Annotated in this window: 21 protein-coding genes and 1 pseudogene; 14 read left to right on the forward strand and 8 right to left on the reverse strand. The window is 61.6% G+C overall.

Annotation, left to right across the window (positions count from 1 at the left end):
- The first annotated feature begins 20 nt into the window (after positions 1–20).
- A complete protein-coding gene (locus CKW25_RS23885) occupies positions 21–218 on the forward strand; it encodes a hypothetical protein (protein WP_095083166.1) in 198 nt (65 codons plus the stop codon).
- Positions 219–234: 16 nt separating this feature from the next.
- On the opposite strand, the gene astA is transcribed toward CKW25_RS23885, so the two are convergent.
- Together astA and CKW25_RS23895 are read right to left on the reverse strand one after the other, a co-directional pair.
- Positions 235–1,269 (reverse strand): arginine N-succinyltransferase, encoded by a 1,035-nt coding sequence (astA, locus tag CKW25_RS23890; RefSeq protein WP_095083168.1) that lies wholly within the window; start codon positions 1,267–1,269, stop codon positions 235–237.
- Between the two features lie 31 nt (positions 1,270–1,300).
- Positions 1,301–2,317: an arginine N-succinyltransferase gene (locus tag CKW25_RS23895; protein WP_095083170.1), complete on the reverse strand. Its 1,017-nt coding sequence runs from the start codon at positions 2,315–2,317 to the stop codon at positions 1,301–1,303.
- A 507-nt stretch (positions 2,318–2,824) separates the two neighbouring features.
- Here CKW25_RS23895 and CKW25_RS23900 point away from each other — a divergent pair.
- Together CKW25_RS23900 and cobF are read left to right on the forward strand one after the other, a co-directional pair.
- Positions 2,825–3,409, forward strand: a complete 585-nt coding sequence (locus tag CKW25_RS23900) for a histidine phosphatase family protein (protein ID WP_095083172.1) — start codon at positions 2,825–2,827, stop codon at positions 3,407–3,409.
- Positions 3,409–4,176 (forward strand): precorrin-6A synthase (deacetylating), encoded by a 768-nt coding sequence (gene cobF / locus CKW25_RS23905; RefSeq protein ID WP_095083174.1) that lies wholly within the window; start codon positions 3,409–3,411, stop codon positions 4,174–4,176. The genes CKW25_RS23900 and cobF overlap by 1 nt, the downstream gene beginning before the upstream one ends.
- Positions 4,177–4,183: 7 nt before the next feature.
- Here the strand turns inward: cobF and CKW25_RS23910 are convergent, their stop codons facing one another.
- Entirely contained in the window at positions 4,184–5,518 is a 1,335-nt protein-coding gene (locus tag CKW25_RS23910) for a substrate-binding domain-containing protein (RefSeq protein WP_095083176.1), read from the reverse strand.
- A 133-nt stretch (positions 5,519–5,651) separates the two neighbouring features.
- On the reverse strand, positions 5,652–6,464 hold the full coding sequence (gene xthA / locus CKW25_RS23915) for an exodeoxyribonuclease III (RefSeq protein ID WP_095083178.1): 813 nt from the start codon (positions 6,462–6,464) through the stop codon (positions 5,652–5,654).
- 175 nt (positions 6,465–6,639) lie between these two features.
- Here xthA and CKW25_RS23920 point away from each other — a divergent pair, with 175 nt between their 5' ends.
- From CKW25_RS23920 to CKW25_RS23930, 3 genes are all read left to right on the forward strand, one after another.
- Positions 6,640–7,290 carry an N-acetyltransferase gene (locus CKW25_RS23920; RefSeq protein ID WP_095083180.1) on the forward strand — a complete coding sequence of 217 codons (651 nt, stop codon included), beginning with the start codon at positions 6,640–6,642 and terminating at the stop codon, positions 7,288–7,290.
- A gap of 65 nt (positions 7,291–7,355) precedes the next feature.
- Complete coding sequence (locus CKW25_RS23925) at positions 7,356–9,083, forward strand: autotransporter assembly complex family protein (protein WP_095083182.1); 1,728 nt, start codon at positions 7,356–7,358, stop codon at positions 9,081–9,083.
- A complete protein-coding gene (locus tag CKW25_RS23930; protein WP_095083184.1) occupies positions 9,080–12,751 on the forward strand; it encodes a translocation/assembly module TamB domain-containing protein in 3,672 nt (1,223 codons plus the stop codon). Before CKW25_RS23925 ends, CKW25_RS23930 begins: the two co-directional genes overlap by 4 nt.
- Before the next feature lie 194 nt (positions 12,752–12,945).
- Here the strand turns inward: CKW25_RS23930 and CKW25_RS23935 are convergent, their stop codons facing one another.
- A complete protein-coding gene (locus CKW25_RS23935) occupies positions 12,946–13,698 on the reverse strand; it encodes a UDP-2,3-diacylglucosamine diphosphatase (protein WP_095083186.1) in 753 nt (250 codons plus the stop codon).
- Positions 13,695–14,198, reverse strand: a complete 504-nt coding sequence (locus CKW25_RS23940; protein WP_095083188.1) for a peptidylprolyl isomerase — start codon at positions 14,196–14,198, stop codon at positions 13,695–13,697. Before CKW25_RS23940 ends, CKW25_RS23935 begins: the two co-directional genes overlap by 4 nt.
- Before the next feature lie 261 nt (positions 14,199–14,459).
- On the opposite strand from CKW25_RS23940, the gene CKW25_RS23945 reads away from it, so the two are divergent.
- Complete coding sequence (locus CKW25_RS23945; protein WP_095083190.1) at positions 14,460–16,157, forward strand: glutamine--tRNA ligase/YqeY domain fusion protein; 1,698 nt, start codon at positions 14,460–14,462, stop codon at positions 16,155–16,157.
- A gap of 20 nt (positions 16,158–16,177) precedes the next feature.
- Positions 16,178–17,560, forward strand: coding sequence for a cysteine--tRNA ligase (gene cysS / locus CKW25_RS23950; protein WP_095083192.1), 1,383 nt, complete (start codon positions 16,178–16,180; stop codon positions 17,558–17,560).
- Between the two features lie 404 nt (positions 17,561–17,964).
- Here cysS and CKW25_RS23955 read toward each other — a convergent pair whose 3' ends face one another.
- Positions 17,965–19,797 carry a sigma-54-dependent Fis family transcriptional regulator gene (locus CKW25_RS23955; RefSeq protein WP_095083193.1) on the reverse strand — a complete coding sequence of 611 codons (1,833 nt, stop codon included), beginning with the start codon at positions 19,795–19,797 and terminating at the stop codon, positions 17,965–17,967.
- A gap of 304 nt (positions 19,798–20,101) precedes the next feature.
- Here CKW25_RS23955 and CKW25_RS23960 point away from each other — a divergent pair, with 304 nt between their 5' ends.
- Genes CKW25_RS23960 through CKW25_RS23985 form a run of 6 tightly spaced genes read left to right on the forward strand, consistent with a single transcriptional unit; the run spans position 20,102 to position 26,037 of the window.
- Entirely contained in the window at positions 20,102–21,196 is a 1,095-nt protein-coding gene (locus CKW25_RS23960) for an ABC transporter ATP-binding protein (protein ID WP_095083194.1), read from the forward strand.
- The gene (locus CKW25_RS23965) at positions 21,196–22,293 is read left to right on the forward strand and encodes an ABC transporter ATP-binding protein (protein WP_095083196.1); all 1,098 of its coding nucleotides are present in this window, start codon (positions 21,196–21,198) and stop codon (positions 22,291–22,293) included. Before CKW25_RS23960 ends, CKW25_RS23965 begins: the two co-directional genes overlap by 1 nt.
- On the forward strand, positions 22,290–23,156 hold the full coding sequence (locus CKW25_RS23970) for a carbohydrate ABC transporter permease (RefSeq protein WP_095083197.1): 867 nt from the start codon (positions 22,290–22,292) through the stop codon (positions 23,154–23,156). The genes CKW25_RS23965 and CKW25_RS23970 overlap by 4 nt, the downstream gene beginning before the upstream one ends.
- A gap of 8 nt (positions 23,157–23,164) precedes the next feature.
- Positions 23,165–23,965, forward strand: coding sequence for a carbohydrate ABC transporter permease (locus CKW25_RS23975; protein ID WP_095083199.1), 801 nt, complete (start codon positions 23,165–23,167; stop codon positions 23,963–23,965).
- Between the two features lie 10 nt (positions 23,966–23,975).
- Positions 23,976–24,248, forward strand: a complete 273-nt coding sequence (locus CKW25_RS23980; RefSeq protein ID WP_095083200.1) for a DUF2160 domain-containing protein — start codon at positions 23,976–23,978, stop codon at positions 24,246–24,248.
- 46 nt (positions 24,249–24,294) lie between these two features.
- Complete coding sequence (locus CKW25_RS23985; protein ID WP_095083202.1) at positions 24,295–26,037, forward strand: ABC transporter substrate-binding protein; 1,743 nt, start codon at positions 24,295–24,297, stop codon at positions 26,035–26,037.
- 254 nt (positions 26,038–26,291) lie between these two features.
- Here the strand turns inward: CKW25_RS23985 and CKW25_RS23990 are convergent.
- Positions 26,292–26,683: pseudogene (locus tag CKW25_RS23990) on the reverse strand (hypothetical protein); the annotation flags it as partial.

Raw genomic sequence — 26,683 nt, forward strand, 5'->3', positions numbered from 1 at the left:
GGCCGGGCGCTCGACCGGTCATGGCGCTAGTCCCATCGGACAATGTTGGCGTCTTCGGCGGCCTCAACAATCCCCGGACCACTGCGCCAGGCCGGGGGCCGGTAGCGGCGGCTTCCTGCCTGTTGGCGCTTAGGGCGCGGATGAACGATTCGGAGATCAAGTACCGGGCGATTCTAGCCGAGGTCGAAACGCCGCAGTTCAATGGCCGGGTGATTTGAGCGTGTGCCTGGACCTTTACGCAGCCGCCGCTTGCTGCTGTTGCTTGAACAACGGCACCGCGCGCACCGAGTCGCCCGGCTGCAGTTGCAGACGCTTGGCGACCAGGCGGTCGACCAGCAGGTGGGTGCCGTTCAGTTGGGCGCACGCGGCGGTGATGCGGCAATTTTCCAGGCGCCGGTTATGGATCAGCCAGGTCGGGGCGTGGTCGTCGGGTGTGCCGATGGCCAGCGCCAGCGTCTGGCTGTCACGCACGGCGCGGATGTCGGGTATCCGGGCTTCTATCACCGGGCCAGCATCGAAGATGTCGATGTAGCCCTGATGGGAAAAACCTTCGGCGCAGAGGATTCGGCGGGCCGGTTCCGCATTGCCGTGGGCCTTGCCGATCACCGCTTGGGCTTGCTCGGTGAGCAGGCAGGTGTACAGCGGCTGGCGCGGCATCAGTTCGGCGATGAAGGCTTTGTTGCCGAGCCCGGACAGGTGGTCGGCGTGGCTGAAATCCATCTTGAAAAAGTGCCGGCCCAGGCTGTCCCAGAAGGGCGAGCAACCTTGTTCATCCGCGCTGCCCCGGAGCTCGGCAATCAGTTTTTCTCCGAACAACTGTGGGTATTCGGCGACAAACAGCAAGCGTGCCACGGACAACAGGCGACCGTTATGGCCCTGGCGCTGATCCGGGTGCAGGAACAGCGAGCAGACTTCCGATTGGCCAGTCATTTCGTTGTTCAGAAACAAGGTCGGGATCTGGCGCCGGATACCCAGGTCTGTCGAGGTATTGACCGTCATCCCCAGGCGGTAGTTGTACCAGGGCTCTCGCAAGCCAATGGCACCGCTCAGGGCGCTGATACCGATGACTTGCTGGTCGTCATCCTCGAGTACGAACAGATAGTCGGCATCGGCCTTTTCAACCTGGTTGGCGAAGGTGCGCTGGGCCCAGCGCAGGCGATGGCTCAGGCGCTCTTCGTTGGCGGGTAGGGTGGTGAAGCCGGGGCCGGCGCGTTGTGCCAGTGTCAGCAGCGCACGCAGGTCAGTCAGTTGAGCCGGGCGCACGATCATGATGGGGCTCCTTGAATGCCGAAGACCCGGGTCATAGGGCAACCAACCGGACCGGACTGCCATCGGCCAGTTGCAGGGCTCCCAGCGTGGCGGTATCCAGCATGACCGATTCACCTGCGCTCCAGTCCAGCTCGATGACCATTGCCCGGTAGTGTGGCAGGGCGTCGTTGCTGACCAGGTACGGTGTCTTGCCAAGGGTTTGTGTACCTGCCCGCGCAACGGCCATGCGCGAATCGGCGATCGAGCGAATGCTCGGGGGGCGCGCAAACAGCGTGGGGCCGCCGTCGAACAGGTCGATGTAGCTGTTGGTTTCGAAACCTTCGCGCTCAAGGATATCGAAGGCTTCCTGGCCATCGGGATGAATCCTGCCAATGCACGCCTGGGCCTCGGGTGACAGCATGGGTACGTAGATCGGGTAGTGCGGCATCAACTCGGCAAGAAAGGAGCGGTTTTGCAGGCCACACAGGCGCTCCGCCTCGGTGTAGGGCAGGTCGAAGAAGTGCTTGCCCAGGGCATCCCAGAAGGGCGACTGGCCGGCGTCGTCACTGTAGCCGACGATTTCCGTGATCACCGCATCGGAAAAACGTTGGGGGTGGGCGGCGATGAACAGCAGTCGCGCCCGCGACAGCAGTTCCGAGAGCGGTGTGCGTTCAAGCTCGGCGTTGATATGAAAGCCGCGCAGCAGCGTGTGCGCGTTCAAGTCCTGGCACAGCGACAGCGCGGGCACGCCGTGATGGATGTTCAGCTCACGGGACTCGCTGGTAAAGGGACGATTGCGCAGGCTGTAGAAGGCTTCGTTGAAGCCGGCGGTGGCGAGGATCTCCGAACAGCCCAACAGCTGCTGGCTGGCCAGATCCTCGAGCACGAAGAAGTAGTTTTCCGGGCCATTGTGCTGCACCTCGCTGACAAACGAAGCACAGGAGCCGAGGATTTTCAGGCGCAGACGCTCGGTATCGTCTGGCAGGGACGTGACACCGACCAGGCTTTCACGTGCAAGCTGCTGCAACTGGGGCAGGTCGGATAACTGAACCGGGCGTAAAACCAGCATGGATGTACTCCTGTATCTGAATGACCTGGCGGTTTCCGTGGCCAGGCTTGACTATCACTGTCGGTTTCCACGCGTTGCAGTGGCGATTGGCCAAGCCCTGTCAGCGTCCGTCGGGTATGTCGCTCAGTGGTCCCTGTCGGATGATGGCGGGGGCGGGTGATCACAAAAAAGGTCGCCTGATCGCCGCTCTGCAATTTCCCATAGTAGTTGATCACCTGCAGGTGCTGCAGCATTATGCGGGCCGGTCGGTGAATTTTTTTCAGCGGCTGACAAAGTGATGAAAAATCGCGAAGGCCTTGTCTGATAATGGATTAAAAGGGTTCAGTGATAGTCGTAAGGTATTGCATTTTGGCGTGTAAGATTTCGGCCCCTTGTAGGACTGCTTCGGAGCAGAAGCTTCACCCTGTACGGGTATAGAGGCTCGCAGGCGTCGGTGGTTCCGTTACGAATTGACGTACTTGCTGATGACCTGCCCATTTCCCCATCCACATTTCAGAGTGGTCCTACGTGCTGGTAACCCGCTTGACCTTGATCTGTCATGCCAGAACCGTCGCGCAAAAACTGGCGCGTTTTCCGATGGACGAGCCACTGGAAATGGATTGGCAGGCGGTCAAGGGCAGCCGGGCCGGTCGATTCCGGCAGCCGCCACGGCTGCTCGCCGGGCCGGAAACCCGTGCCAGGCAGACCACAGCGTTGTTCGGTAGCGACGTGCAGTGCGTGCCGGCGCTGAGGGATTACGATTTCGGACGCTGGCACGGGCTGCGCATCAATGACGTGCAGAGGACTGAGCCAGAAGCGTTGCAGGCCTGGCTCGGCGATCCGCACGCAGCCCCCCATGGCGGGGAGTCGGTGACCCAGCTGTGCCGGCGAGTGGGGCTCTGGTTGGATGAACTCAGCGCAAGGCCCGGGCATTTCCTGGCTATCACTCACCCGTTCGTGATTCGTGCCGCCCTGTTGCAGGCCCTGCAGTGCCCGCCGGGGGCCTTCCACCAGATCGACGTCCTGCCACTCTCAAGCGCTGAGCTGCACTTTAATGGCCGCTGGCGGTTGCGCTTGACCGACATGGGCACACCCGTCGAGGAGGAGCATTGATGAAGCAGCTGCTGGTTATCGGCATCGGCGCGGGCAATCCCGACTACATCACGATGCAGGCCGTCAAGGCGCTGAACCGGGTCGACGTGTTCTTCCTGATGGACAAGGGCCAGAGCAAGGACACGTTGATCGACCTGCGTCGTGACATCTGCGCGCGCTATATCACTGATCCGGGTTATCGCTTCGTCGAAGCCCACAGCCCTGAGCGCGTTCGTGGTGACGCGGATTACAACGCCAGTGTCGAGGCGCTTAATCGCGACAAGCAACGGACCTTCGAACGACTGATCAACGATCACATGGCGGATGGCGAATGTGCGGCGTTCCTGGTGTGGGGCGATCCGTCCCTGTACGACAGCACTGTGCGGATCTTGCAGGCGATCCTCGAGTCGGGTCGCTGCCGCTTCGAGTTCGAGGTCATCCCAGGCATCAGCAGCGTCCAGGCGCTGGCGGCGCAGCACAAGGTGCCGTTGAACGGCATTGGCCGCTCGATTGAAATCACCACCGGCCGGCGCTTGGCGCAGGGGCAGGTCAGCGAGGCCGACAGCCTGGTGGTGATGCTGGATGCGCAAGACGCCTATCAGCAGATTGCCGATCAGGAACTACAGATTTACTGGGGGGCCTACCTGGGCACGCCGGATGAGATCCTGATCGCCGGCCAGCTCAAGGACGTGGCCGGCGAGATCGAACGGGTGAGGAAAGCCGCGCGACTGGCCAACGGCTGGATCATGGACACTTACCTGATTCGCAAGCCTGAATCGTCGCAGTGAAGCGGTGTCAGTAGACCCAGACCTCTACCCGGCGATTCTTGACGCGCCCTTCATCGTCACTGTTGGCCGCCACCGGCATCTGTGCGCCAAAACCACGGACCTCCCGCAGCACCACACCCCGTTTCACCAGTTCACGGCGTACCGCCATGGCTCGTAGTTTCGAGAGCAGGGCGGCGCGATCCGGGTCGGTCTTGGCATCGCCGAAGCCAACCAGTGTCACTTGCCTGTTGAGTTTGTCGTGCTGCTTTAAATAGTCGAGCACCCGCGACACGTCTTGTCGGGCCTTGTTGTCCAGGCTGGCGCTGCCTTCCTCGAAACGAAAGTTCACCGTCAGTCGCTGTGCCTGCCGGGCAAGGGCCTGGTAGTCATCGGGCAGTTGCCCGCCCGGGGGGACGGTCATGGCCTGCACGGTCTGCGCAATAAACCCGTTGGCGGCGACAATGGCCTGGCCCTGGCGGCTCTGGGCATAACTCACCAGCGCCCGGGCCCATGGATTGTCGGCGTTGGGCGGCAGGTAGAAATACAGCCGGCGGGACAGGGGATAGTCCTCGGTGGCGATCAGGCTGTCGAGTGGCAGCATGGGTTGCGAGGTCCCGTCGACAATCGCCACCGCCTTGGCCTGGCGCACATAGGGCAACGCAATGAAACCGATGCCCTGAGGGTCCTGGCTGACCGCATCGGACAGCTGCTCGCTGGACTCGAATCGCCTGGCCGACCCCGCCAGTGCTTTACCGCGCTCACGCAGTACCAGCTCCATGAAGGTGTCATAGGTTCCCGACCGGTCATCCCGGGCATACAGGTGCACCGGTCCGCCGGTGCCGCCGAGTTGTTCCCAGGTGGTTGCTTCACCGCTGAAGACCTGTGCCAACTGGTCGGTGTTCAATTGGCCCAGTGGATTGTCCGGGTGCAGGATAATGGCCAGGCCATCGATGGCGATCACGTGCTCGGCGTTGGGGGTTTTCAGGTTGCCAAGGGCCTGGAGGTCCACCCGTTCGCTGTCCTTGATCGGGCGCGAAGCAGCCGCCAGGTCGGCGCGGGCGTTGTTCAGCGCAACAAAGCCGGTGCTGGAGCCGTGGGCGGCGATGTCCACGCTCACCTGGCGACCTTGAGCGGTCTGGCCGACAACCCGTTGCTCGTTGTTGTCCGAGGTTTCACTGTGGACCTTGAGCAGGCCCTGCTCGTGCATCAGGCCTTTGACCAGTGCCGGGGCCAGGGCTGCGCCGATGGTGTTGGAGCCCTGGATGCGCAAGGCCGCGCCTTGCTCGGGTATCGGCAGCTGGGTGGCAAAGGCGGAGAGTGGCTGCAAGCCGCAGAGCAGCAGCGATAACAGGGCGCGCAGCATCGGGCCGACACCTTAAAGGCCAAGGGAAGTGCTGCGACAATAAGTCATTAAGGTGTCTGAAATATGACGGTGGCACGCCGCAGACCGTCCCCCTGCGCAAGCTGAGGGAACGATCCCGGCGATAGGCGGGGGATCAGCTCAACTCAAGCCAGATCGGCGCATGGTCCGAAGGTTTTTCCATGCTGCGCAGGTCATAGTCGACACCGGCGTCCTTGATCCTTGGCAACAACGCCTGGGACGCGAGGATCAGGTCGATGCGCAGGCCGCGCTTGGGTTCGTCTTCAAAGCCGCGACTGCGGTAGTCGAACCAGCTGAAGCGATCGGCCACGTTCGGGTTCAGGTAACGGAAGCTGTCCACCAGGCCCCAATTTTTCAGGCGAGCCATCCACTCGCGCTCTTCCGGCAGAAAGCTGCATTTACCGGTTTTCAGCCAGCGCTTCATGTTGTCCGGGCCGATGCCGATGTCACAGTCTTCCGGGGAAATGTTCACATCGCCCATCACCACCAGTGGCTGGTCGTTGCTGAACCGGGTTTCCAGCAGGGCTTGCAGGTCGCTGTAGAAACGCGCCTTGGCCGGGAATTTGGTGGGGTGGTCACGGCTTTCGCCTTGTGGGAAATAGCCATTCATGATGGTCACGGGCGTACCATGGGCATCGGCGAAGGTGCCCCAGATAAAGCGTCGCTGGGCGTCTTCTTCATCGCCGTCAAAGCCTTTGTGAATCTCCAGGGGCGCCTGGCGCGAGAGCAGGGCAACGCCGTAATGGCCTTTTTGCCCATGGTAATGCACGTGATAACCCAGCGCCTGGACCTCGGCGAGCGGGAACTGGTCGTCGTGGACCTTGGTTTCCTGCAGGCCGATGACGTCTGGCTGGTGCTTCTCGATCAGTGCCGCCAACTGATGGGGGCGGGCGCGCAGGCCATTGATATTGAACGAGACGATCTTCATGGTCGGCAGTCCTGGCAAAACTGCGATGCTAGCTGACCTGCGGCATGGGGGCCAGCGTGGCAGTAGTCTGTCTGCGCTGCTAATGTCTTTGAGCGTAGGAAAGATCGCTGTTGTGCCGGGATCGTACGACAAAGAGCGGGGCCTTTTGAGCCTCGCCCAGGGGAGATAGACCGCCATGCCTGAAACTTCGACCGCCATCGCTGACATTCACCGGCTCGACAGTGGCTACTCGCGTGAAGCGCGTTCCTTGCTGTACCAGGCTTACCGGCACGAGCCGACCTTCAAATTCCTGTTCGAGGCCGAGCGCCCCGGCTACGAGCAACGCGTCCGGGCCACGGTGCGGGAACTGGTCAAGCAGCATTTTCTCCAGGAACTGCCGGCCATCGGGCTGGTGGTCAATGACCGGTTGATCGGCATTGCCCTGATCGCGCCGCCACAGCGACGGCTGGGCATTACCGAAAGCTGGGCCTGGCGCCTGCGGATGGTGCTGAGCACCGGTTTTCGCTGTACCCGTCGTTACCTGGACTATCACGCGGCCGTCACCGCCTGCATCCCTTCGGATTCGGTGCATGTGTTGCCACTGTTGGGGATTCACCCGCAGTTTCAAGGCCAGCACTTCGGCGAGCAGTTACTCCAGGCGGTGCACAACTGGTGTGCGGTCGATGAGCATTCCCAGGGGGTGGTACTCGACACGGGGAATCCGCTTTATCTGGAGTTCTACAAGCGCCAGGGTTACGAGGAAATCGGTGAAGTGGCGGTCGGGCCAATCCGCGAGCACGTGTTTTTTCACGCCAATCCCCAGGTGTTACATAGCGCAACGGGTTAACGCCGAACTTTTGTTCAGATTGTTGGCTCTATCACGTTCCCACGCTCGTGATAGCATCCGCGCCTATGAAGTTTCCAGGAAGATTTACCAGTGGTTTGCTCGTGCTGTTCAGCAGCGCAGGCGCGCTGGCGCAAAGTGAATTGGACGTCAGGATCAAACCATCCAACGATGAGCTGAAGGCCAATATCGAAGGCTATATCGGAGGGCTCGGCGATCGTGACGAGGACGCTTTGTTGCGCTTCAGTCGCGGCGCCGAAGAGCAGGCGCGCAAGGCCGCTCAGGCCCTGGGTTACTACCAGCCCCATATAGAAAGCGAAGTCAAGAACGGCAAGTCGCCGCGACTGGTGTTGAACATCGACCCCGGCGAGCCGGTGCGCCTGCGCAACGTGACCATCCGCGTCGAAGGGCCTGCGGCCTCCCTCAAGTCCTTTCGTGTGCCCAAGAGCGATGTGCTCAAGACCGGCGCCGTGCTCAACCACGGTCATTACGAAGACGCCAAGCGGCTGATACAGAACCAGGCCTCGCGTTTCGGCTTTTTCAGTGGCCGCTTTACCCAGCAGAAACTGATGGTGGATCCGCGAGCCGGGGTCGCCGACATCGAACTGGTCTATGAAAGCGGCCCGCGTTATGCGCTGGGCCAGGTCAGTTTTGCCGGTGATACACCGTTCGACGAGGACCTGTTGCAGCGCATGGTGCCGTTCAAAAACGGCGCACCCTATGATTCCGAACTGATCGCCGAGCTCAGCCAGGCCTTGCAGTCGAGTGGCTATTTCGAGTCGGTGCGGGTCGACGCCACGCCCACCTCGGCGGCCAATGGGGTGATTCCGGTGGCGGTCGATCTGGACGCCCGCAAGCCACGCACCATGGGCCTGGGCCTGGGTTATTCAACGGACGTCGGGCCACGGGCCAAGGCCAACTGGACCCGCCACTGGGTCAACCCCCAGGGCCACAGCTACGGCTGGGAAGCCGAACTCTCGGCACCCCGGCAGAACGTCGGCCTCTGGTACGACGTACCGCTGGACCCACCCCTCACCGACAAACTGCGGTTTGCCGGGGGCTATCAAAATGAAGAACTGGCCAACACCGACAGCTTGAGCAAGCTGCTGACCCTGGGCCCGGAATGGCACAGCAAGTTGCCCAGTGGCTGGCAACGGGTGATCTCGTTGAAATGGCAACGAGAGGAATACCGCCTTGGCGATGACTCGGGCCTGAGCAACCTGCTGATGCCCGGCGTGAGCTACTCCTACCTGCGCAGTGACAACCGGATCGACCCGCACAAAGGCTATCGCCTGCAGTTCGACAGCAAGGTCGCCAAGGAAGGGCTGGGCTCGGACAACAATCTTCTGTATGGCACGGCGCTGGTCAAAGGCTTGACCACGGTGTTCGACAATCATCGGTTCCTGGCCCGCGCGCAAGTCGGCGGTTCGGCCACCAATGGCTACAAATCCATTCCACCGTCCTTGCGCTTCTTCGCCGGTGGCGATCAGAGCGTGCGTGGCTACGACTACCAGAGCCTGTCCCCGGAAAACAATGAAGGCGACCGCATCGGCGGGCGCTACATGGTCACGGGCAGCCTTGAGTATCAGTACTCCATCGCCGAAAAATGGCGAGTGGCGACCTTCATCGACCAGGGCAACTCGTTCAATACCCTCGAGCTGCCCAGTCTCAAGACCGGGGTTGGCCTTGGCGTGCGCTGGGTTTCGCCGGTCGGGCCGATCCACCTGGACCTGGCCCATGCACTGGATGATCCCGGCGGTATTCGTTTGCACTTTTCCATGGGGCCTGAGCTGTGAAGCGTGGTTTGAAAATAACGCTGCTGGCGACGGTGTCGCTGGTGGCTGTGGTCCTGCTGGGCATTGGCGTGTTGCTGGGTACGCAAGCGGGTAGCCGCTGGGCCCTGGGCCAGGTGCCGGGTTTGACCGTGGACAATTTCCAGGGCGGGCTGGGTGGCCAATGGCGTGCCGACCATCTGGTGTGGCAGCAGGCCGGTGACCGGGTCGAGCTGAGACAGCCGGTGTTTTCCTGGTCGCCCATGTGCCTGACCCGCATGACCCTGTGCATCGAGCAACTGAAAGCCGAGCAAGTGATTCTGCAATTTGCCCCGGGCAGCGAATCCAGCAGTGGACCGATCAGCCTGCCTGACCTGAAGTTGCCGGTGGCCATCCAGTTGGGAGACGTGCAGGTCGGCAGCCTGTTGCTCAATGGCAGCGAACAGCTCAAGGACCTGCAGTTGGCCGCGCACTGGACGGCCGAGGGATTGCAGCTCGATTCCGTGCACCTGCAGCGCGACGACCTGAGCCTGGACCTGTCCGGCCTGTTGCAACCGACCGGCAACTGGCCGCTGCAGGCCACTGGCAAGCTGACGTTGCCGGCGCCGGGCGGTACGCCATGGGCGCTGGCGTTGAGGGTCGAAGGCGACTTGCTGAAAACCCTGAACCTGACAGCTGACAGCAGCGGATACCTGCAAGGTCGGTTGACGGGTGAGTTGCAACCGCTGGCGGACAACCTGCCCGCCAAGGTGCGGATCACCGCCGATGGTTTCAAGGCCAGTGCCGACCTGCCCGACACCTTGCAGCTCAATCAGTTGGAACTGACCGGCAACGGTGACCTGAAAAACGGCTATCAATTGCAAGGCAATGCCATATTGCCCGCTGAAAAAGGGCCGGTTGCCTTGCGCCTGCAGGGCCGAGTCGACGCCAGGGGCGCGCAGATCGCCGGGCTGGAATTGAACGCCAGTGACAAGCAGAGCCTGAAACTGACCGGGCAACTGGATTGGTCCGAAGGCTTGAGTGCCGAGGCGAAGATCGATTGGCTGGACTTCCCGTGGCACCGGTTGTACCCGGTGATCGATGAACCCCAGGTGGCACTGCGAAGCTTCAACGCGGAAGCCTCGTACCGCGACGGCAACTACCTGGGCAACTTCAAGGCGGCGCTGGACGGCCCGGCGGGGGCGTTCAGCCTGGGCAGCCCGTTCAGCGGCGACCTGACGAAAATCTTCCTGCCGCAGTTCCAGCTGGCGGCCGGGCAGGGCAAGGCCGAGGGGCACCTGAACCTGCAATTTGCCGACGGTATCGCCTGGGACACCGCGCTGGACTTGTCGGCGATCAACCCGGCGTACTGGCTTGCGGAGCTGCCGGGTACCCTGGCCGGTCCCTTGCGCAGCAAGGGTGAGATGAAGAACGAACAACTGAACCTCACGGCCGACCTCGACCTCAAGGGCAAGCTGCGCGGGCAGCCAGCGGTCTTGCAGGCCAAGGCTGAAGGGGCTGGCGAGCGCTGGAACCTGAGCGCGCTGCAGATCCGCCTGGGCGAAAACCGCATTGATGGCCGCGCCAGCCTGCAACAGACGCTCGCCGGCCAGCTCGACATCAAGGCGCCGCGTCTTGGCCAGCTGTGGCCGCAGCTGCGTGGCCAGCTCAATGGCCGGGTCGATGTGTCCGGCAGTCTCCAGGCGCCCCAAGGCACCCTCAGCCTGCAAGGCGTGCAACTGGCGTTCGACGACAATCGCCTGAAAAGCCTGAACCTGGATGCCACCCTGGACAAGGCGCAGCGCGCGAAGATCGACCTCAAGGGCAGCGGTATCGAGGTGGGCGATAACCAGCTCGGCACGCTGACCGCCAGCGGCCAGGGCGACATCAAGCAGCAGAAGCTGCTACTGGACCTGCAAGGCCCCTTGCTGAAACTGGCGCTGGGCCTGGACGGCACTCTCGACAAAGGTAACTGGCGCGGCCGCCTGGCCAGCGGTGACATTCAGGCCGGCGGCCAGGACTGGAAGTTGCAAGGGCCCGCGCGGATCGAGCGCATGGCTGATGGCAAACTGACCTTCGGCGCCCATTGCTGGATGTCCGGCCCCGCCAGTCTGTGCGGCGAGGACCAACGCCTGGTGCCCGAGCCCAAGCTGCGCTATCACCTCAAGCAATTCCCGATCGACAGCCTGGCGCAATGGCTGCCCAAGGACTTCGCCTGGCAGGGCAGGCTCAACGCCGACGTGCAACTGGACCTGCCAGCCAGCGGCCCGAAAGGCCAGGTACTGGTCGATGCCAGCGGCGGTATCCTGCGCCTCAAGGAAAAGGAGCAGTGGCTGGACTTCCCGTACCAGACCCTGAAACTGACCAGCACCCTCAACCCCAAGCGCATCGACACGCAGCTGGACTTCGTCGGAGGCAAGCTGGGCGAACTGATGGTGCAGGCGCAGATCAATCCGCTGCCCAGGAACAAACCCCTGAGCGGTTCTTTCCGTCTGAGCGGGTTGGACCTGTCGGTGGCGCGCCCCTTCGTGCCGATGGTCGAGAAACTGGCCGGGCGCCTGAACGGCAGCGGCAGTTTGTCCGGCGGGCTATTGGCGCCGCAGGTCAACGGCAACCTGATCTTGAGCGACGGTGAAATCTCCGGGCCCGAACTGCCGACGCGTCTCGAGGCGTTGCAGGTCAAGGCGCAGATCGCCGGTGAAAGCGTGCAACTCAACGGTGGCTGGAAAAGTGGCAAGAATGGGCAGGGTAGCCTGAACGGACACGTCGCCTGGGGGCAGGCATTGGTGGTAGACCTGAGCCTCAAGGGGCAGCAACTGCCAGTAACGGTCGAGCCCTACGCGGCGCTGGAAGTGGCACCGGACCTGACGCTCTCGATCAAGGACGACAAGCTGGCGATTACCGGCAAGGTGCGGGTGCCCAAGGGTGAGATCACCGTGCGCGAGTTGCCGCCCTCGACGGTCAAGGTCTCCGATGACACGGTGATCGTCGGTCATCAGACCGAGGAGGGCAAAACGCCGATGGCCATGGCGATGGACATCGACGTGGTGGTGGGCGAGGACAAACTGAGCTTTGCCGGTTTCGGCCTGACGGCCAACCTGCAAGGCCACGTGCACATCGGCGACAACATGGACACCCGCGGCGAGCTCTGGCTCAACGACGGCCGTTACCGTGCCTACGGCCAGCGCCTGACAGTACGGCGTGCGCGGCTGTTCTTCACCGGGCCCATCGACCAGCCGTACCTGGACATCGAAGCGGTACGCCAGACCGACGACGTGATTGCCGGTATCCGCCTGAGCGGCAGTGCCGAGCAGCCGACGACGCAAGTCTTCTCGGAGCCGGCCATGAGCCAGGAGCAGGCATTGTCCTACCTGGTGCTCGGACGTCCGCTGAGCAGCAGCGGCGAAGACAACAACATGCTCGCGCAAGCCGCGTTGGGCCTGGGGCTGATGGGCAGCTCGGACCTGACCGGCAGCTTGGCCAAGAACCTGGGTATTCAGGATTTCCAGCTCGACACCCAGGGCAGTGGCACCACCACCAGCGTGGTGGCCAGCGGCAACATCTCCGAGAAGCTCAGCTTGCGTTATGGCGTCGGCGTGTTCGAGCCGGCCAACACCATCGCCTTGCGCTACAAACTGAGCAAAAAGGTCTTTCTGGAAGCCGCCAGCGGTATCGCCAGTTCCCTGGATATCTTCTACAAGCGGGATTTTTGAGGCGCCAGCACCTGCTTGTGGCGAGGGAGCGAAGCGCACCCAAAAAAGCGACCGCGCGGGTTCAGAACGAACTCGGCGATTGTGTTTGGGGCTGCTGTGCAGCCCAGCGCGAGCAAGCTCGCTTGCCACGGGATGTGTTGAGCAACCCTAGCCTTGACTGAACGGCAGTGCGATCCAGTGGGCGTGTACGGCTGTCAGTTGCCGGGCAGCGCCAGGGGTGGCGGTGGCACGAAATCGAACGCCGCCAGTTGAAAGCCTTGCTCGTCCACCTGCAGTGCCCAGCCTTGCTTGTCCCAATCCCCCAGCACGATGCGCTTGGCGGCCAGGTCGCCAATCTGCAGCTTGTGGATGGCGGGGCGGTGGGTGTGGCCGTGGACCAGGGTTTTGACTCCGTAGTGCTGCATGATCCGCGGGATTTCCTCGGGGGTCACGTCAACGATGTCGTTGGCTTTCATGCGGGTTTGCGTCCGGCTTTCGCTACGCAGCTTGCGTGCCAGCGCGTGCCGGGTGCGCAGGGGCAGGTGGCGCAAGATGAACAGGGTCACGGGGTTGCGCAGGTAACGGCGCAGTTTCATGTAGGCCGCGTCGCGGGTGCACAGGCTGTCGCCGTGCATCAGCAGCACCGGTTCGCCGTTGAACTGCACGACACTCGGATCCTTGAGCAGGGTGCAGCCGGCGGCCTTGCAAAAGGCCTTGCCCAGCAGGAAGTCGCGATTGCCGTGCATCAGGAATATCGCCGTGCCACTGTCGCTGAGGTTGCGCAGGGCCTGGCAGATGGAGCGTTGGAAGGGGGTCATGGCGTCGTCGCCGATCCATGCCTCGAAAAAGTCGCCCAGAATATAGAGCGCACTCGCCGAGCGGGCGCGTCCGGCGAGCAAATCCAGAAACGCCCGGGTAATGTCCGGGCGCTCCTCTTCCAGATGTAAGTCTGAAATCAGCAGTATCACTCAATGATCTCGGCTTTCTCGATGATCACGTCGTCTGCTGGCACGTCCTGGTGGCCGGACTTCATGGTGGTGGAAACACCCTTGATCTTGTCGACAACGTCGGTGCCGGCAGTCACTTTAGCGAACACGGCGTAGCCCCAGCCCTGAACGTTCTTGCCGCTGTGGTTGAGGAAGCTGTTGTCCGCCACGTTGATGAAGAACTGCGCGGAAGCCGAATGCGGCTCCATGGTGCGAGCCATGGCCACGGTGTACTTGTCGTTGGGCAGGCCGTTGTCCGCTTCGTTCTGGATGCTTGGACGCTTGTCTTTCTTTTCCTTCATGCCTGGCTCGAAACCGCCGCCCTGGATCATGAAGTTGCCGATTACGCGGTGGAACACGGTGTTGGTGTAGTGGCCGGCCTTGACGTACTCGATGAAGTTGGCCACGGTGATCGGGGCCTTCTCGGCGTTCAGGTCCAGGACGATGTCGCCATGGTTGGTGGTCAGTTTGACTTGAGTCATGATCGCTACTCTGTAAGGAATTCGTGGCTTTCGGGGCGCCGCCTGACGCGAACGACCCCACAGCGGTCTGGCAAAAAAATCGCCAAGGTGCGCAGTTTAGCGTGATGGCGACGAATTTCGAGGCTGTTTTTCATTCGCCGTGCATTAAAAGCAGCAGTTTTCCGACCTGCTCTGTCAGGCACTTGACCGCATCGGCTATGATAGCGGCTTTGTTTTGTCCGGCCTGCCTGTAGGCCACGCACTTGTACGTCCAAGGATCCTATGAGCAAGCCCACTGTCGACCCGACTTCGAATGCCAAGACCGGCCCTGCCGTACCGGTCAATTTCCTGCGCCCGATCATCCAGGCGGACCTGGACTCGGGTAAGCACACGCAGATCGTCACCCGTTTCCCGCCTGAGCCCAACGGCTACCTGCACATCGGTCACGCCAAGTCGATCTGTGTGAACTTCGGCCTGGCCCAGGAATTCGGTGGCGTGACTCACCTGCGTTTCGACGACACCAACCCGGCCAAGGAAGACCAGGAATACATTGACGCCATCGAAAGCGACGTCAAGTGGCTGGGTTTCCAGTGGTCCGGTGAAGTGCGCTATGCCTCGCAGTATTTCGACCAACTGCACGACTGGGCCGTGGAGCTGATCAAGGCCGGCAAGGCGTACGTTTGCGACCTGACACCCGAGCAAGCCAGGGAATACCGTGGCAGCCTGACCGAGCCGGGCAAGAACAGCCCGTTCCGCGAGCGTTCCGTGGAAGAGAACCTGGACCTGTTCGCCCGCATGAAAGCCGGCGAGTTCAAGGACGGCGCACGGGTGCTGCGGGCCAAGATCGACATGGCCTCGCCGAACATGAACCTGCGCGACCCGATCATGTATCGCATCCGCCACGCTCATCACCACCAGACCGGTGACAAGTGGTGCATCTACCCCAACTACGACTTCACCCACGGTCAGTCGGACGCCATCGAAGGCATCACCCACTCGATCTGCACCCTGGAGTTCGAAAGCCACCGTCCGCTGTACGAGTGGTTCCTCGAGAGCCTGCCCGTGCCGGCCAAGCCGCGCCAGTACGAGTTCAGCCGCCTGAACCTGAACTACACCATCACCAGCAAGCGCAAGCTCAAGCAACTGGTTGATGAAAAGCACGTCAATGGCTGGGACGACCCGCGCATGTCGACGCTGTCGGGCTTCCGCCGTCGTGGCTACACGCCGAAATCGATCCGCAACTTCTGCGAAATGATCGGCACCAACCGTTCCGACGGCGTGGTGGACTTCGGCATGCTCGAATTCAGCATCCGTGACGACCTCGACCACAGCGCCCCGCGTGCCATGTGCGTGCTGCGTCCGCTGAAAGTCGTGATCACCAACTACCCGCAAGGCCAGGTCGAGAACCTCGAGCTGCCATGCCACCCGAAAGAAGACATGGGCGTGCGCGTCCTGCCGTTCGCCCGTGAGATCTACATCGACCGTGAAGACTTCATGGAAGAGCCGCCAAAGGGCTACAAGCGCCTGGAGCCGGCCGGCGAAGTGCGCCTGCGCGGCAGTTACGTGATCCGTGCCGACGAAGCAATCAAGGACGCCGATGGCAACATCGTCGAACTGCGTTGCTCCTACGACCCGGACACCCTGGGCAAGAACCCTGAAGGCCGCAAGGTCAAAGGCGTGGTCCACTGGGTGCCGGCCGCGGCCAGCGTCGAGTGCGAAGTGCGTCTGTACGATCGTCTGTTCCGCTCTGCGAACCCGGAGAAGGCCGAAGACAGCGCGAGTTTCCTGGACAACATCAACCCTGATTCGCTGCAGGTGCTCACCGGTTGTCGTGCTGAACCCTCGCTGGGCAATGCACAGCCGGAGGACCGTTTCCAGTTCGAGCGCGAAGGTTACTTCTGCGCGGATATCAAGGACTCGAAACCAGGTCAGCCGGTATTCAACCGTACCGTGACTCTGCGTGATTCGTGGGGCCAGTGATTTAGCGTCAAGGAACTAACGTGCTTACGATCTACAACACGCTCACCAAGAGCAAAGAAGTCTTCAAGCCGCTGGATGGCAACAAGGTGCGCATGTACGTGTGCGGGATGACCGTGTACGACTACTGCCACCTGGGCCACGGCCGCAGCATGGTCGCGTTCGACCTGGTGACCCGCTGGTTGCGGTTCAGCGGTTACGACCTGACCTATGTGCGCAACATCACCGACATCGACGACAAGATCATCAACCGGGCCAATGAGAACGGCGAGTCGTTCGAAGCCTTGACCGAGCGCATGATCGCGGCGATGCACGAAGACGAAGCGCGCCTGAACATCAAGAAGCCGGACATGGAGCCGCGTGCCACCGACCATATCCCTGGCATGCACGCGATGATCCAGACCCTGATCGACAAGGGCTACGCGTACGCCCCGGGCAATGGCGACGTGTACTACCGCGTCGGCAAGTTCATGGGCTACGGCAAGCTGTCGCGCAAGAAGATCGAAGACCTGCGCATCGGCGCCCGCATCGAAGTCGACGAGTCCAAGCAGGACCCGCTGGATTTCGTACTGTGGAAAGCCGCCAAGCCGGGCGAGCCGAGCTGGGAGTCGCCGTGGGGCGCCGGGCGTCCGGGCTGGCACATCGAGTGCTCGGTGATGTCCACCTGCTGCCTGGGCGAGACCTTCGACATTCATGGTGGCGGCAGCGACCTGGAGTTCCCGCACCACGAAAACGAAATCGCCCAGAGCGAAGCGGCCACCGGCAAGACCTACGCCAACGCGTGGATGCATTGCGGGATGATTCGCATCAATGGCGAGAAGATGTCCAAGTCCTTGAACAACTTCTTCACCATCCGCGACGTGCTGGACAAGTACCACCCGGAAGTCGTGCGTTACCTGCTGGTGTCGAGCCACTACCGCAGCGCCATCAACTACTCGGAAGATAACCTCAAGGACGCCAAGGGCGCCCTGGAACGTTTCTACCACGCGTTGAAAGGCCTGCCGAACGTGGCGCCGGCGGGTGGCGAAGCCTTCGTCGAGCGTTTCACCCAGGTGATGAACGACGACTTCGGTACCCCGGAAGCCTGCGCGGTGCTGTTCGAGATGGTGCGCGAGATCAACCGTCTGCGTGAGAGCGATTTGAACGCGGCGGCCGGTCTGGCGGCGCGCTTGAAAGAGCTGGCCAGCGTGCTGGGCGTGTTGCAGCTCGAAGCCGATGACTTCCTGCAAGCCGGTGCCGAAGGGCGCGTGGATGCTGCGCAAGTCGACGCGCTGATTGCTGCGCGCCTGGCGGCGCGTGCCAGCAAGGACTGGGCCGAATCCGACCGCATCCGCGACCAGCTCACCGCCATGGGCGTGGTGCTGGAAGACGGCAAGGGCGGCACGACCTGGCGTCTGGCTGACTGAGTGCTGTAGTGCCTACAAAACAAAACCCGCCTTGTGCGCAATGCTGTTCAGTTAAAAGGCGCTTAAAGCGAGTAAAAGCCCCCGTGGCGAGCGAGCTTGCTCGCGCTGGGGCGTGAAGCGCCCCCAACAAAGCGACTGCGGCCTTTCAGAACGAACTCGGCGATAGTTTTTGGGGCTGCTGTGCAGCCCAGCGCGAGCAAGCTCGCTCGCCACGGGGGATGTATGAGCCCCCTATCCTTAACTGAACAGTATTGTGCCTTGTGCGGGTTTTTGTTTGTCTGCGGATGATCGTTCCCACGCTCCGCGTGGTAATGCCTCAACGGACGCTCCGCGTTCGGCTTTGGGGGGGCGCGGAGCGTCCCGGGCTGCACTCCCACGCAGAGCGTGCTAATGATCAGAACTCGTCATTCAGCCTGGCGCAATCGCTTGTAAAGGGTATTCCTGCTCACCCCCAACCGCCGCGCCAGATGCGAAATATTCCCCCCAGCCGCCTGCAACTGCCGATTCAAATCCTCGGCATCATTCAAATCAACCGCTACCGGCTCTGGCATCTCCACCGGCTCCATCTCCAGATCGACAAAAAAATCTTCGGGCAAATGCTCTGGCCGTACGGGTTGTTCCTCGGCCATGGCCAATGCCACCTGCATCACACTGCTGACCTGACGCAAGTTTCCCGGCCACGGGTGACGGCTGAACAACGCCAGCACTTCAGGGCTCAACCCGGCCCACTGCGACGGCTCACGGTGTTGCTCCCACAAGCGCTTGAACAGCGCCTGCTTGTCGCTGCGTTCCCTGAGCGGCGGCAGCTCCAGGGTCAAACCGCCAATCCGGTAATACAAATCCTCACGAAACCGCCCCAGCTGTACTTGCTCGCGCAATGAACGGTTGGTGGCGGAAATGATCCGAATGTCGACTGAGAACAACTCGCTGCTGCCCACCGGTTGCACGCAGCGCTCCTGCAGCACCCGCAGCAGGCGAGCCTGGGTGGGCAGCGGCATGTCGCCGATCTCGTCGAGGAACAGCGTGCCTTTGTCTGCCTTGCGGATCAGTCCGATGCTGCCTTTCTGGTTGGCGCCGGTGAAGGCGCCTTTCTCGTAGCCAAACAGCTCGGACTCCACCAGTTCGGCGGGGATCGCCGCACAGTTGACGGCAATGAGTGGCTGTTTGCTGCGGGAGCTGGCCTGGTGCAGGGCTTTGACAAAGACTTCCTTGCCGACGCCGGTTTCCCCGTGGATCAACAGCGGAATGTCTTTTTCCAGCAAGCGCTCCGCCTGGCGCACGGCTTTTTCCACCCGGCTGTCACCAAAGTGCAGGGTGCCGAGGCTGTAGGGCTCGGGGGCAGGGCCTGGGGGCTCGGCCAATACCCGCGCCTGGACCGGCCGCTGTCGTGGACGCTTGAGCAGGCAATGAAAGCGATTGCGCCCCGAGGCTTGCAGGGCGAAGGGCAGGCCGTCGGGTTGGTTGAGCAGTTCCAGCAATGACACCTTGAACAGGCTGTCGATGCTGACCCGCGACAGGCTGACGCCCAGCAGGTTGTCGGCACGCCGATTGGCCGACAGTACCTGGCCGCTCTCATCGAAGATCAACAGCCCGGCCCATTGGCTGTCCAGGTTGTTCAGGCCGGTGTTGAACACCAGTTGAAAATGTTCGCCCTTGAACAGGTTGAGAATCAGCCGGTTCTCCACGGTCTGGCTCATCATCCTGACCATGCCCAGGGTGTGGTCGGGCGGCAAGTAGCTGTCGCTGGACACATCGAGTACGGCGATCACCCGGCGCTGGGCATCGAAGATCGGCGCGGCAGAGCCGGTCATGAAACGGTTGGCCTTCAGAAAGTGTTCATCGTGGGCAATATGCACCGCCTGTTCGCACGCCAGCGCCGTGCCGATGGCGTTGGTGCCGCTGCATTGCTCTTGCCAGCTGGCGCCGGCATTGAAGCCACGACTCAGGCGCGGATCGATAAAGCGTCGAGTGCCCCAGGAGGTCAGCACCTGGCCCTGGTGGTCGGCGAGCATGATCAGGCAATTGGAATTGCTCAGGATGTTCTCGTAATAGGGCAGCACTTCCTGGTGGGTGGTTTGCACCAGTGAATGCTGGCTTTCGAGCAAGCGTGCGATGCCGTCGGCGGGTAACGGGTCGAAGGCGGGAATGCTCTGATGCTGCAGGCCGAACGCGCGGCAACGGGTCCAGGAGTCCTGGATGATGGCGTCATGGGACAACGCGGGGGCAGGTGCGGCCATGGGCGGTCAGCCTCTGAATCACGCTTTTATTGTTGTTATGGGAGTGCATCGCATCCGCTACGCCAACGGCCCGCGGGCGTCAGGCGTGGTCGAAAGCGTCCATACAGTGTTGTTCAGCATTGTTCATTGTCAATCGTGGAACTGTTCAATTGTTCAACCGTGGTTGTTCATTTCTGTTCAGTCATGAATGCGGTGTTTTCCCTGAATTGCAGATTCTCAAGGCAGATCAATCGCTTGGGATTTGTGGCACGGATGTCGCTTTGGTGCAGCGGTCGCTGGACTCCAATAATAAAAAGGCCGAGCCATGTCACTCACGCTGGAGCACGTCAGCCGTACCGTCGAGGGTCAGGTCTGGATCGATGACGCCAACCTCAGTTTCGAGCCAGGATCCTTCAATGTCTTGCTGGGGCGCACGCTGTCCGGCAAGACCAGCCTGATGCGGCTGATGGCCGGTCTCGACAAGCCCGATCACGGGCGCATCCTGATGAACGGCGTGGACGTCACCCAGCGCCCGGTGCGCTTGCGCAACGTGTCGATGGTCTATCAGCAGTTCATCAATTACCCGACCATGACCGTGTTCGAGAACATCGCCTCGCCATTGCGCCAGGCGGGGGTGTCGGCCGAACAGATCCAGGGCAAGGTGCGCGAGACCGCCCGGATGCTGCGCATCGAGAAGTTCCTGCAACGCTATCCGCTGGAACTGTCCGGTGGGCAGCAGCAACGCACCGCCATGGCCCGGGCGCTGGTCAAGGACGCCGAATTGATCCTGTTCGACGAGCCGTTGGTCAACCTCGACTACAAGTTGCGCGAAGAACTGCGCCAGGAAATGCGCGAGCTGTTTCAGGCCCGCCACACCATTGCGGTCTACGCCACCACCGAACCCAACGAAGCCCTGGCCTTGGGCGGCACCACCACCATTGTTCACGAGGGGCGGGTGATTCAGAGCGGCAAGACCGCCGAGGTCTATCACCAACCGCAAACCGTGCTGGCGGCCGAACTGTTTTCCGAGCCGCCGATCAACCTCATGCCCGGGCGCATTGCCGGCAATGAAGTCAGCTTCGCCAATTTCGTGCACTTCCCGCTGAACGTCGATTTGCGCCCGGTGGGCGAGGGCGAGTTCCGGTTTGGCGTGCGCCCCAGCCATATCTCGCTGGTGCCCGGCAATGATGACGATCTGGAGTTGGCGGTGACCGTCGAGGTGGCGGAAATCAGTGGTTCGGAAACTTTCCTGCACGTGCGCAACGAGTATTTCCTGTTGGTCCTGCATTTGCCCGGGGTCCATGAGTACGACGTGGACGCACCGATTCGTATCTACATCCCGACTCACAAACTGTTTGTCTTCGATGAACGGGGACGCCTGCTCCAGGCGCCCGGGCGTCGCGTTGCGAGGGTTGCCTGATGGCCAAAATTCATTTGCAGAACCTCGCCCACAGCTACACCCGCACGCCCGTGGGACCTGAGGATTATGCGATTCGCGAGATGAACCACGTCTGGGAGCAGGGTGGTGCCTACGCCTTGCTCGGGCCGTCCGGTTGCGGCAAGTCGACCTTGCTCAACATCATCTCCGGCCTGCTCAGCCCTTCCCAGGGCCAGGTGTTGTTCGACAACAAGGTGGTCAACCTGCTGACCCCCGAGAAACGCAACATCGCCCAGGTTTTTCAGTTTCCGGTGGTCTACGACACCATGACGGTGTTCGACAACCTGGCCTTCCCGCTACGCAACCAGGGCATGGCCGAGGCCAAGGTACACAGCAAGGTCCAGGAAATCGCCGAGGTCCTCGACCTGCAGGCCTTGTTGGGCAGGAAGGCCCGCAACCTCACCGCCGACGAAAAGCAGAAAGTCTCCATGGGCCGTGGCCTGGTGCGCGATGACGTGTCGGCGATCCTGTTCGACGAGCCGCTGACCGTGATCGACCCGCACCTGAAGTGGAAGCTGCGGCGCAAGCTCAAGCAGATTCACGAGCAGTTCAACATCACCATGGTCTACGTCACCCACGATCAGCTCGAAGCCTCCACATTCGCCGACAAGATCGCGGTGATGTACGGCGGGCAAATCGTCCAGTTCGGTACCCCGCGAGAGCTGTTCGAACGCCCGAGCCACACCTTTGTCGGCTATTTCATCGGCAGCCCGGGGATGAACCTCATCGAGGTCACGCCACGGGCCGGTGGCGTTGGTTTCGGCGGGACTGACCTGGCGTTGTCCGAGGACCTGCAGCGGCGTATCGGCGAAACCGAGTGGAAAACCCTGAAAGTGGGGATTCGCCCGGAGTTCATCCACGTTTGGGACGAACCCTATGAAGAGGCGCTGCGGGCGACGGTGGTCCATGTCGAGGACCTGGGCACCTACAAGATCATGACGTTGAACCTGGACGGCGTGCCGCTCAAGGTGCGCCTGGCTGAAGACAAGCCGGTGCCCCAGGGCGTGGCGTCCATCAGTTTTCCGGCGCAGTGGCTGATGGTCTACGCCGATGACTACCTGCTGGAGGTCCGGCCATGAACAAGGTGCAGAACAACAAGGCCTGGTGGCTGGTGCTACCGGTGTTCCTGCTGGTGGCGTTCAGTGCGGTGGTGCCGATGATGACCGTGGTCAATTACTCGGTGCAGGACATTTTCGACCAGTCGAGCCGCTACTTCGTCGGTGCCGACTGGTACAGGCAGGTGCTGCTCGATCCGCGCCTGCACGACTCGTTGCTGCGCCAGTTCATCTATTCGGCCTGTGTGCTGTTGATCGAGATTCCCCTGGGCATCGGCATCGCCCTGACCATGCCGACCAAGGGGCGCTGGTCCTCGGTGGTGCTGATCATCCTGGCCATCCCGTTGTTGATCCCGTGGAACGTGGTCGGCACCATCTGGCAGATCTTCGGGCGCGCCGACATCGGCCTGCTTGGCTCGACCCTCAATGCCATGGGCATCAGCTACAACTACGCGGCCAACACCATGGACGCCTGGGTCACGGTGCTGGTGATGGACGTATGGCACTGGACCTCGCTGGTGGCGTTGCTGTGTTTCTCCGGCCTGCGGGCGATACCGGATGTGTACTACCAGGCCGCACGGATCGACCGGGCTTCGAGCTGGGCAGTGTTCCGACACATCCAGCTGCCCAAGCTCAAGAGCGTGCTGCTGATCGCGGTGATGCTGCGGTTCATGGACAGTTTCATGATCTACACCGAGCCGTTCGTGCTCACGGGCGGCGGTCCGGGCAACGCCACCACCTTCCTCAGCCAGACCCTGACCCAGATGGCCATCGGCCAATTCGACCTGGGGCCGGCCGCTGCGTTTTCGCTGGTGTACTTCCTGATCATCCTGTTGGTGTCCTGGTTGTTCTACACCGCCATGACCCACTCCGACGCCAACCGCTGAGGCCCGACATGAGCAAAACAAAGCTGGTGCCTCTGTTGATCTACATCCTGTTCCTGCTGGTGCCGATCTACTGGCTGCTGAACATGTCCTTCAAGAGCAACAACGAAATCCTCGGTGGCCTGACCCTGTTTCCCCAGGACTTCACCCTGGCCAACTACCGGGTGATCTTCACCGACCCCAGTTGGTACACCGGTTACCTGAACTCGCTGTATTACGTGAGCCTGAACACGGTGATCTCCCTGAGCGTGGCGCTGCCGGCCGCCTATGCGTTCTCGCGCTACCGGTTCCTCGGCGACAAGCACTTGTTCTTCTGGTTGCTGACCAACCGCATGGCGCCACCGGCGGTGTTCTTGCTGCCGTTCTTTCAGCTGTACTCCTCCATTGGCCTGTTCGATACCCACATCGCCGTGGCCCTGGCCCATTGCCTGTTCAACGTGCCGCTGGCGGTGTGGATTCTCGAGGGCTTCATGTCCGGGGTGCCCAAGGAAATCGACGAAACCGCCTACATCGACGGCTACAGTTTTCCCAAGTTCTTCGTGAAAATTTTCATCCCGCTGATTGGCTCGGGAATCGGTGTGACGGCGTTCTTCTGCTTCATGTTTTCCTGGGTCGAGCTGTTGCTGGCGCGCACCCTGACCTCGGTGAACGCCAAGCCCATCGCGGCGGTGATGACCCGTACCGTGTCCGCGTCGGGCATCGACTGGGGCGTGCTCGCGGCGGCCGGCGTGCTGACGATCCTGCCGGGCATGCTGGTGATCTGGTTTGTCCGTAACCATGTGGCCAAGGGCTTTGCCCTGGGTCGGGTGTGAGGAACTGATGATGGAATGGATGAACTGGACCCCGCCGACCGCAGCCTTTTTCGGCGTCATCGCCGTGTTGCTGGTGGGCATGACCACCTGGGAGTTGCGTTCGCCGAGCATTTCCCGGCGCGGCTTTTTACCGATCAGCACCACCCGTGGTGATCGGCTGTTTATCGGTCTTCTCGGCAGCGCCTACCTGCATTTGCTGGTGATCGGCGCTACCGGCTGGAGCATCTGGGTGGCCTTTGCGCTGTCCCTGGTGTGGCTGTTGGCTGTGATGCGCTGGGGCTAGTCGAGTCGCTCGGCAACCGTGCTCCGAAACCCAAACAGGAGGTCTTATGTTCGAGAAAAACAATAAGTTGCGACATAGCGTTTCATTGGCAGCCATGCTGGCGCTCAGCGGGTTGAGTGCCGCGGCCTGGGCCGATGCCTATGAAGACGCCGCGAAAAAATGGATTGGCAGCGAGTTCAAGCCATCCACCCTCACGGCCGAGCAACAGCTGGAAGAGCTGAAGTGGTTCATCAAGGCGTCCGAGCCGTTTCGTGGGATGAAGATCAATGTGGTGTCGGAAACCATCGCCACCCACGAGTACGAGTCCAAGGTCCTGGCCAAGGCCTTCAGCGAAATCACCGGGATCAAGCTGACCCACGACCTGCTGCAGGAAGGCGACGTGGTGGAAAAACTGCAGACCCAGATGCAGTCGGACAAGAACATCTATGACGGCTGGGTCAACGACTCGGACCTGATCGGCACGCACTTTCGCTACGGCAAGACCCAATCGATCACCGACCTGATGGCCAACGAAGGCAAGGACTACACCTTGCCAACCCTGGACATCCAGGACTTCATCGGCATTTCCTTCACCACTGCGCCAGACGGCAAGCTGTACCAGTTGCCCGACCAGCAGTTCGCCAACCTCTACTGGTTCCGCGCCGACTGGTTCGAGCGCCCGGACCTCAAGGCCAAATTCAAGGCGAAGTACGGCTATGAACTGGGCGTGCCGGTGAACTGGTCGGCCTATGAGGACATTGCCAGGTTCTTTACCGAAGACGTCAAGGAAATCGATGGCAAGCGCGTCTACGGGCACATGGACTACGGCAAGAAAGACCCGTCCCTGGGCTGGCGCTTCACCGATGCCTGGTTCTCCATGGCCGGTGCCGGCGACAAGGGCATACCCAATGGCTTGCCAGTGGACGAGTGGGGGATTCGTGTCGAGGACTGCCATCCGGTCGGCTCCAGCGTGACCCGTGGCGGCGACACCAACGGCCCGGCGGCGGTCTATGCGACGCAGAAATACGTCGACTGGATGAAGGCCTACGCACCACCGGAGGCGGCCGGCATGACCTTCTCCGAGTCCGGCCCGGTACCGTCCCAGGGCAACATCGCCCAGCAGATCTTCTGGTACACCGCGTTTACCGCCGACATGACCAAGCCGGGCCTGCCGGTGATGAATGCCGACGGCACACCGAAGTGGCGCATGGCTCCCTCGCCCAAAGGCCCGTATTGGGAGGAGGGCATGAAGCTGGGGTATCAGGACGCCGGTTCCTGGACCTTCCTCAAGTCCACGCCGGAGAAGCAGAAGCTCGCGGCGTGGCTCTATGCACAGTTCGTGACCTCGAAAACCGTATCGCTGAAGAAAACCATCGTTGGCCTGACGCCGATTCGCGAGTCGGACATCAATTCCCAGGCCATGACCGACCTGGCGCCGAAACTCGGTGGCCTGGTGGAGTTCTACCGCAGTCCGGCCCGCGTGCAATGGACCCCGACCGGGACCAACGTGCCGGACTATCCGCGCCTGGCGCAGCTGTGGTGGAGTCACATTGCCGAAGCCGCCAGCGGCGAGAAAACCCCGCAACAGGCACTCGATGGCCTGGCCAAGGACCAGGACGCCATCCTGGCCCGCCTTGAACGCTCCAAAGTGCAACCGGTGTGCGGGCCGAAGCTCAACCCCGAACGCGACGCGCAATACTGGTTCGACCAGCCGGGCGCACCGAAACCGAAACTGGCCAACGAGAAGCCCAAAGGCGAGACCGTGAGCTACAACGAGTTGCTGAAGTCGTGGGAGGCGGCGCGTAAGTAAACGTGGGTGTGGGCGGGTACAACGGCACTTGTGGGTGCCGTTGTGCTTTTCAAAAGCCTCAGGCTCATCGCACGCCCCACCTGCGGCGATGTCCTCAATCGACTGCTGAATCTGGTAGCGATTACCGTCATGCAACAGCTCGTCAAACTGTGCCGCGGCCTTGAGCACTAAAGGCATGCGCTGATGGATGTCGGACAGGTTGGTCATGAGGCTGTTGTCCAAGCCAATGGTATGTCCATCATCAGGGCGCAGGGTCAAGGTCTCCCCCACGGAGTGGCAAGCTGTAGAGTGATCAGGTAACGCTCCTCAGTGGGGCGTTGATAATCCCTGAAGCGATTGACCGCCAGCATCACTTGGTACTTGTCGCCTGCTCGCCAGTAAGCCGTACCGCCCTTGTTCACATCTCGCAATCGGGCGCGACATTGGGGCGTATCGGCGAACGAAGGAAAGCCCTTGATCCGGATTGGCGTCCAGCCAGCTTTGCGCCATTGCTCCTGCAAATCCAGTACGACCTTGAGCGTATCGTCGAGTAGCAGCGGCTCGATTTGCGGGGACATTCGGACACCGTCGATCAATTCATCATCGAACATAACCGTGAAAAAGCGAGCCAGTGGGGTCACAAACCCGAAGTGAGGGTCGATGAAGT

The organism is Pseudomonas sp. Irchel s3h17, from assembly GCF_900187505.1.
In the GTDB taxonomy this organism is placed as follows: Bacteria; Pseudomonadota; Gammaproteobacteria; order Pseudomonadales; family Pseudomonadaceae; genus Aquipseudomonas.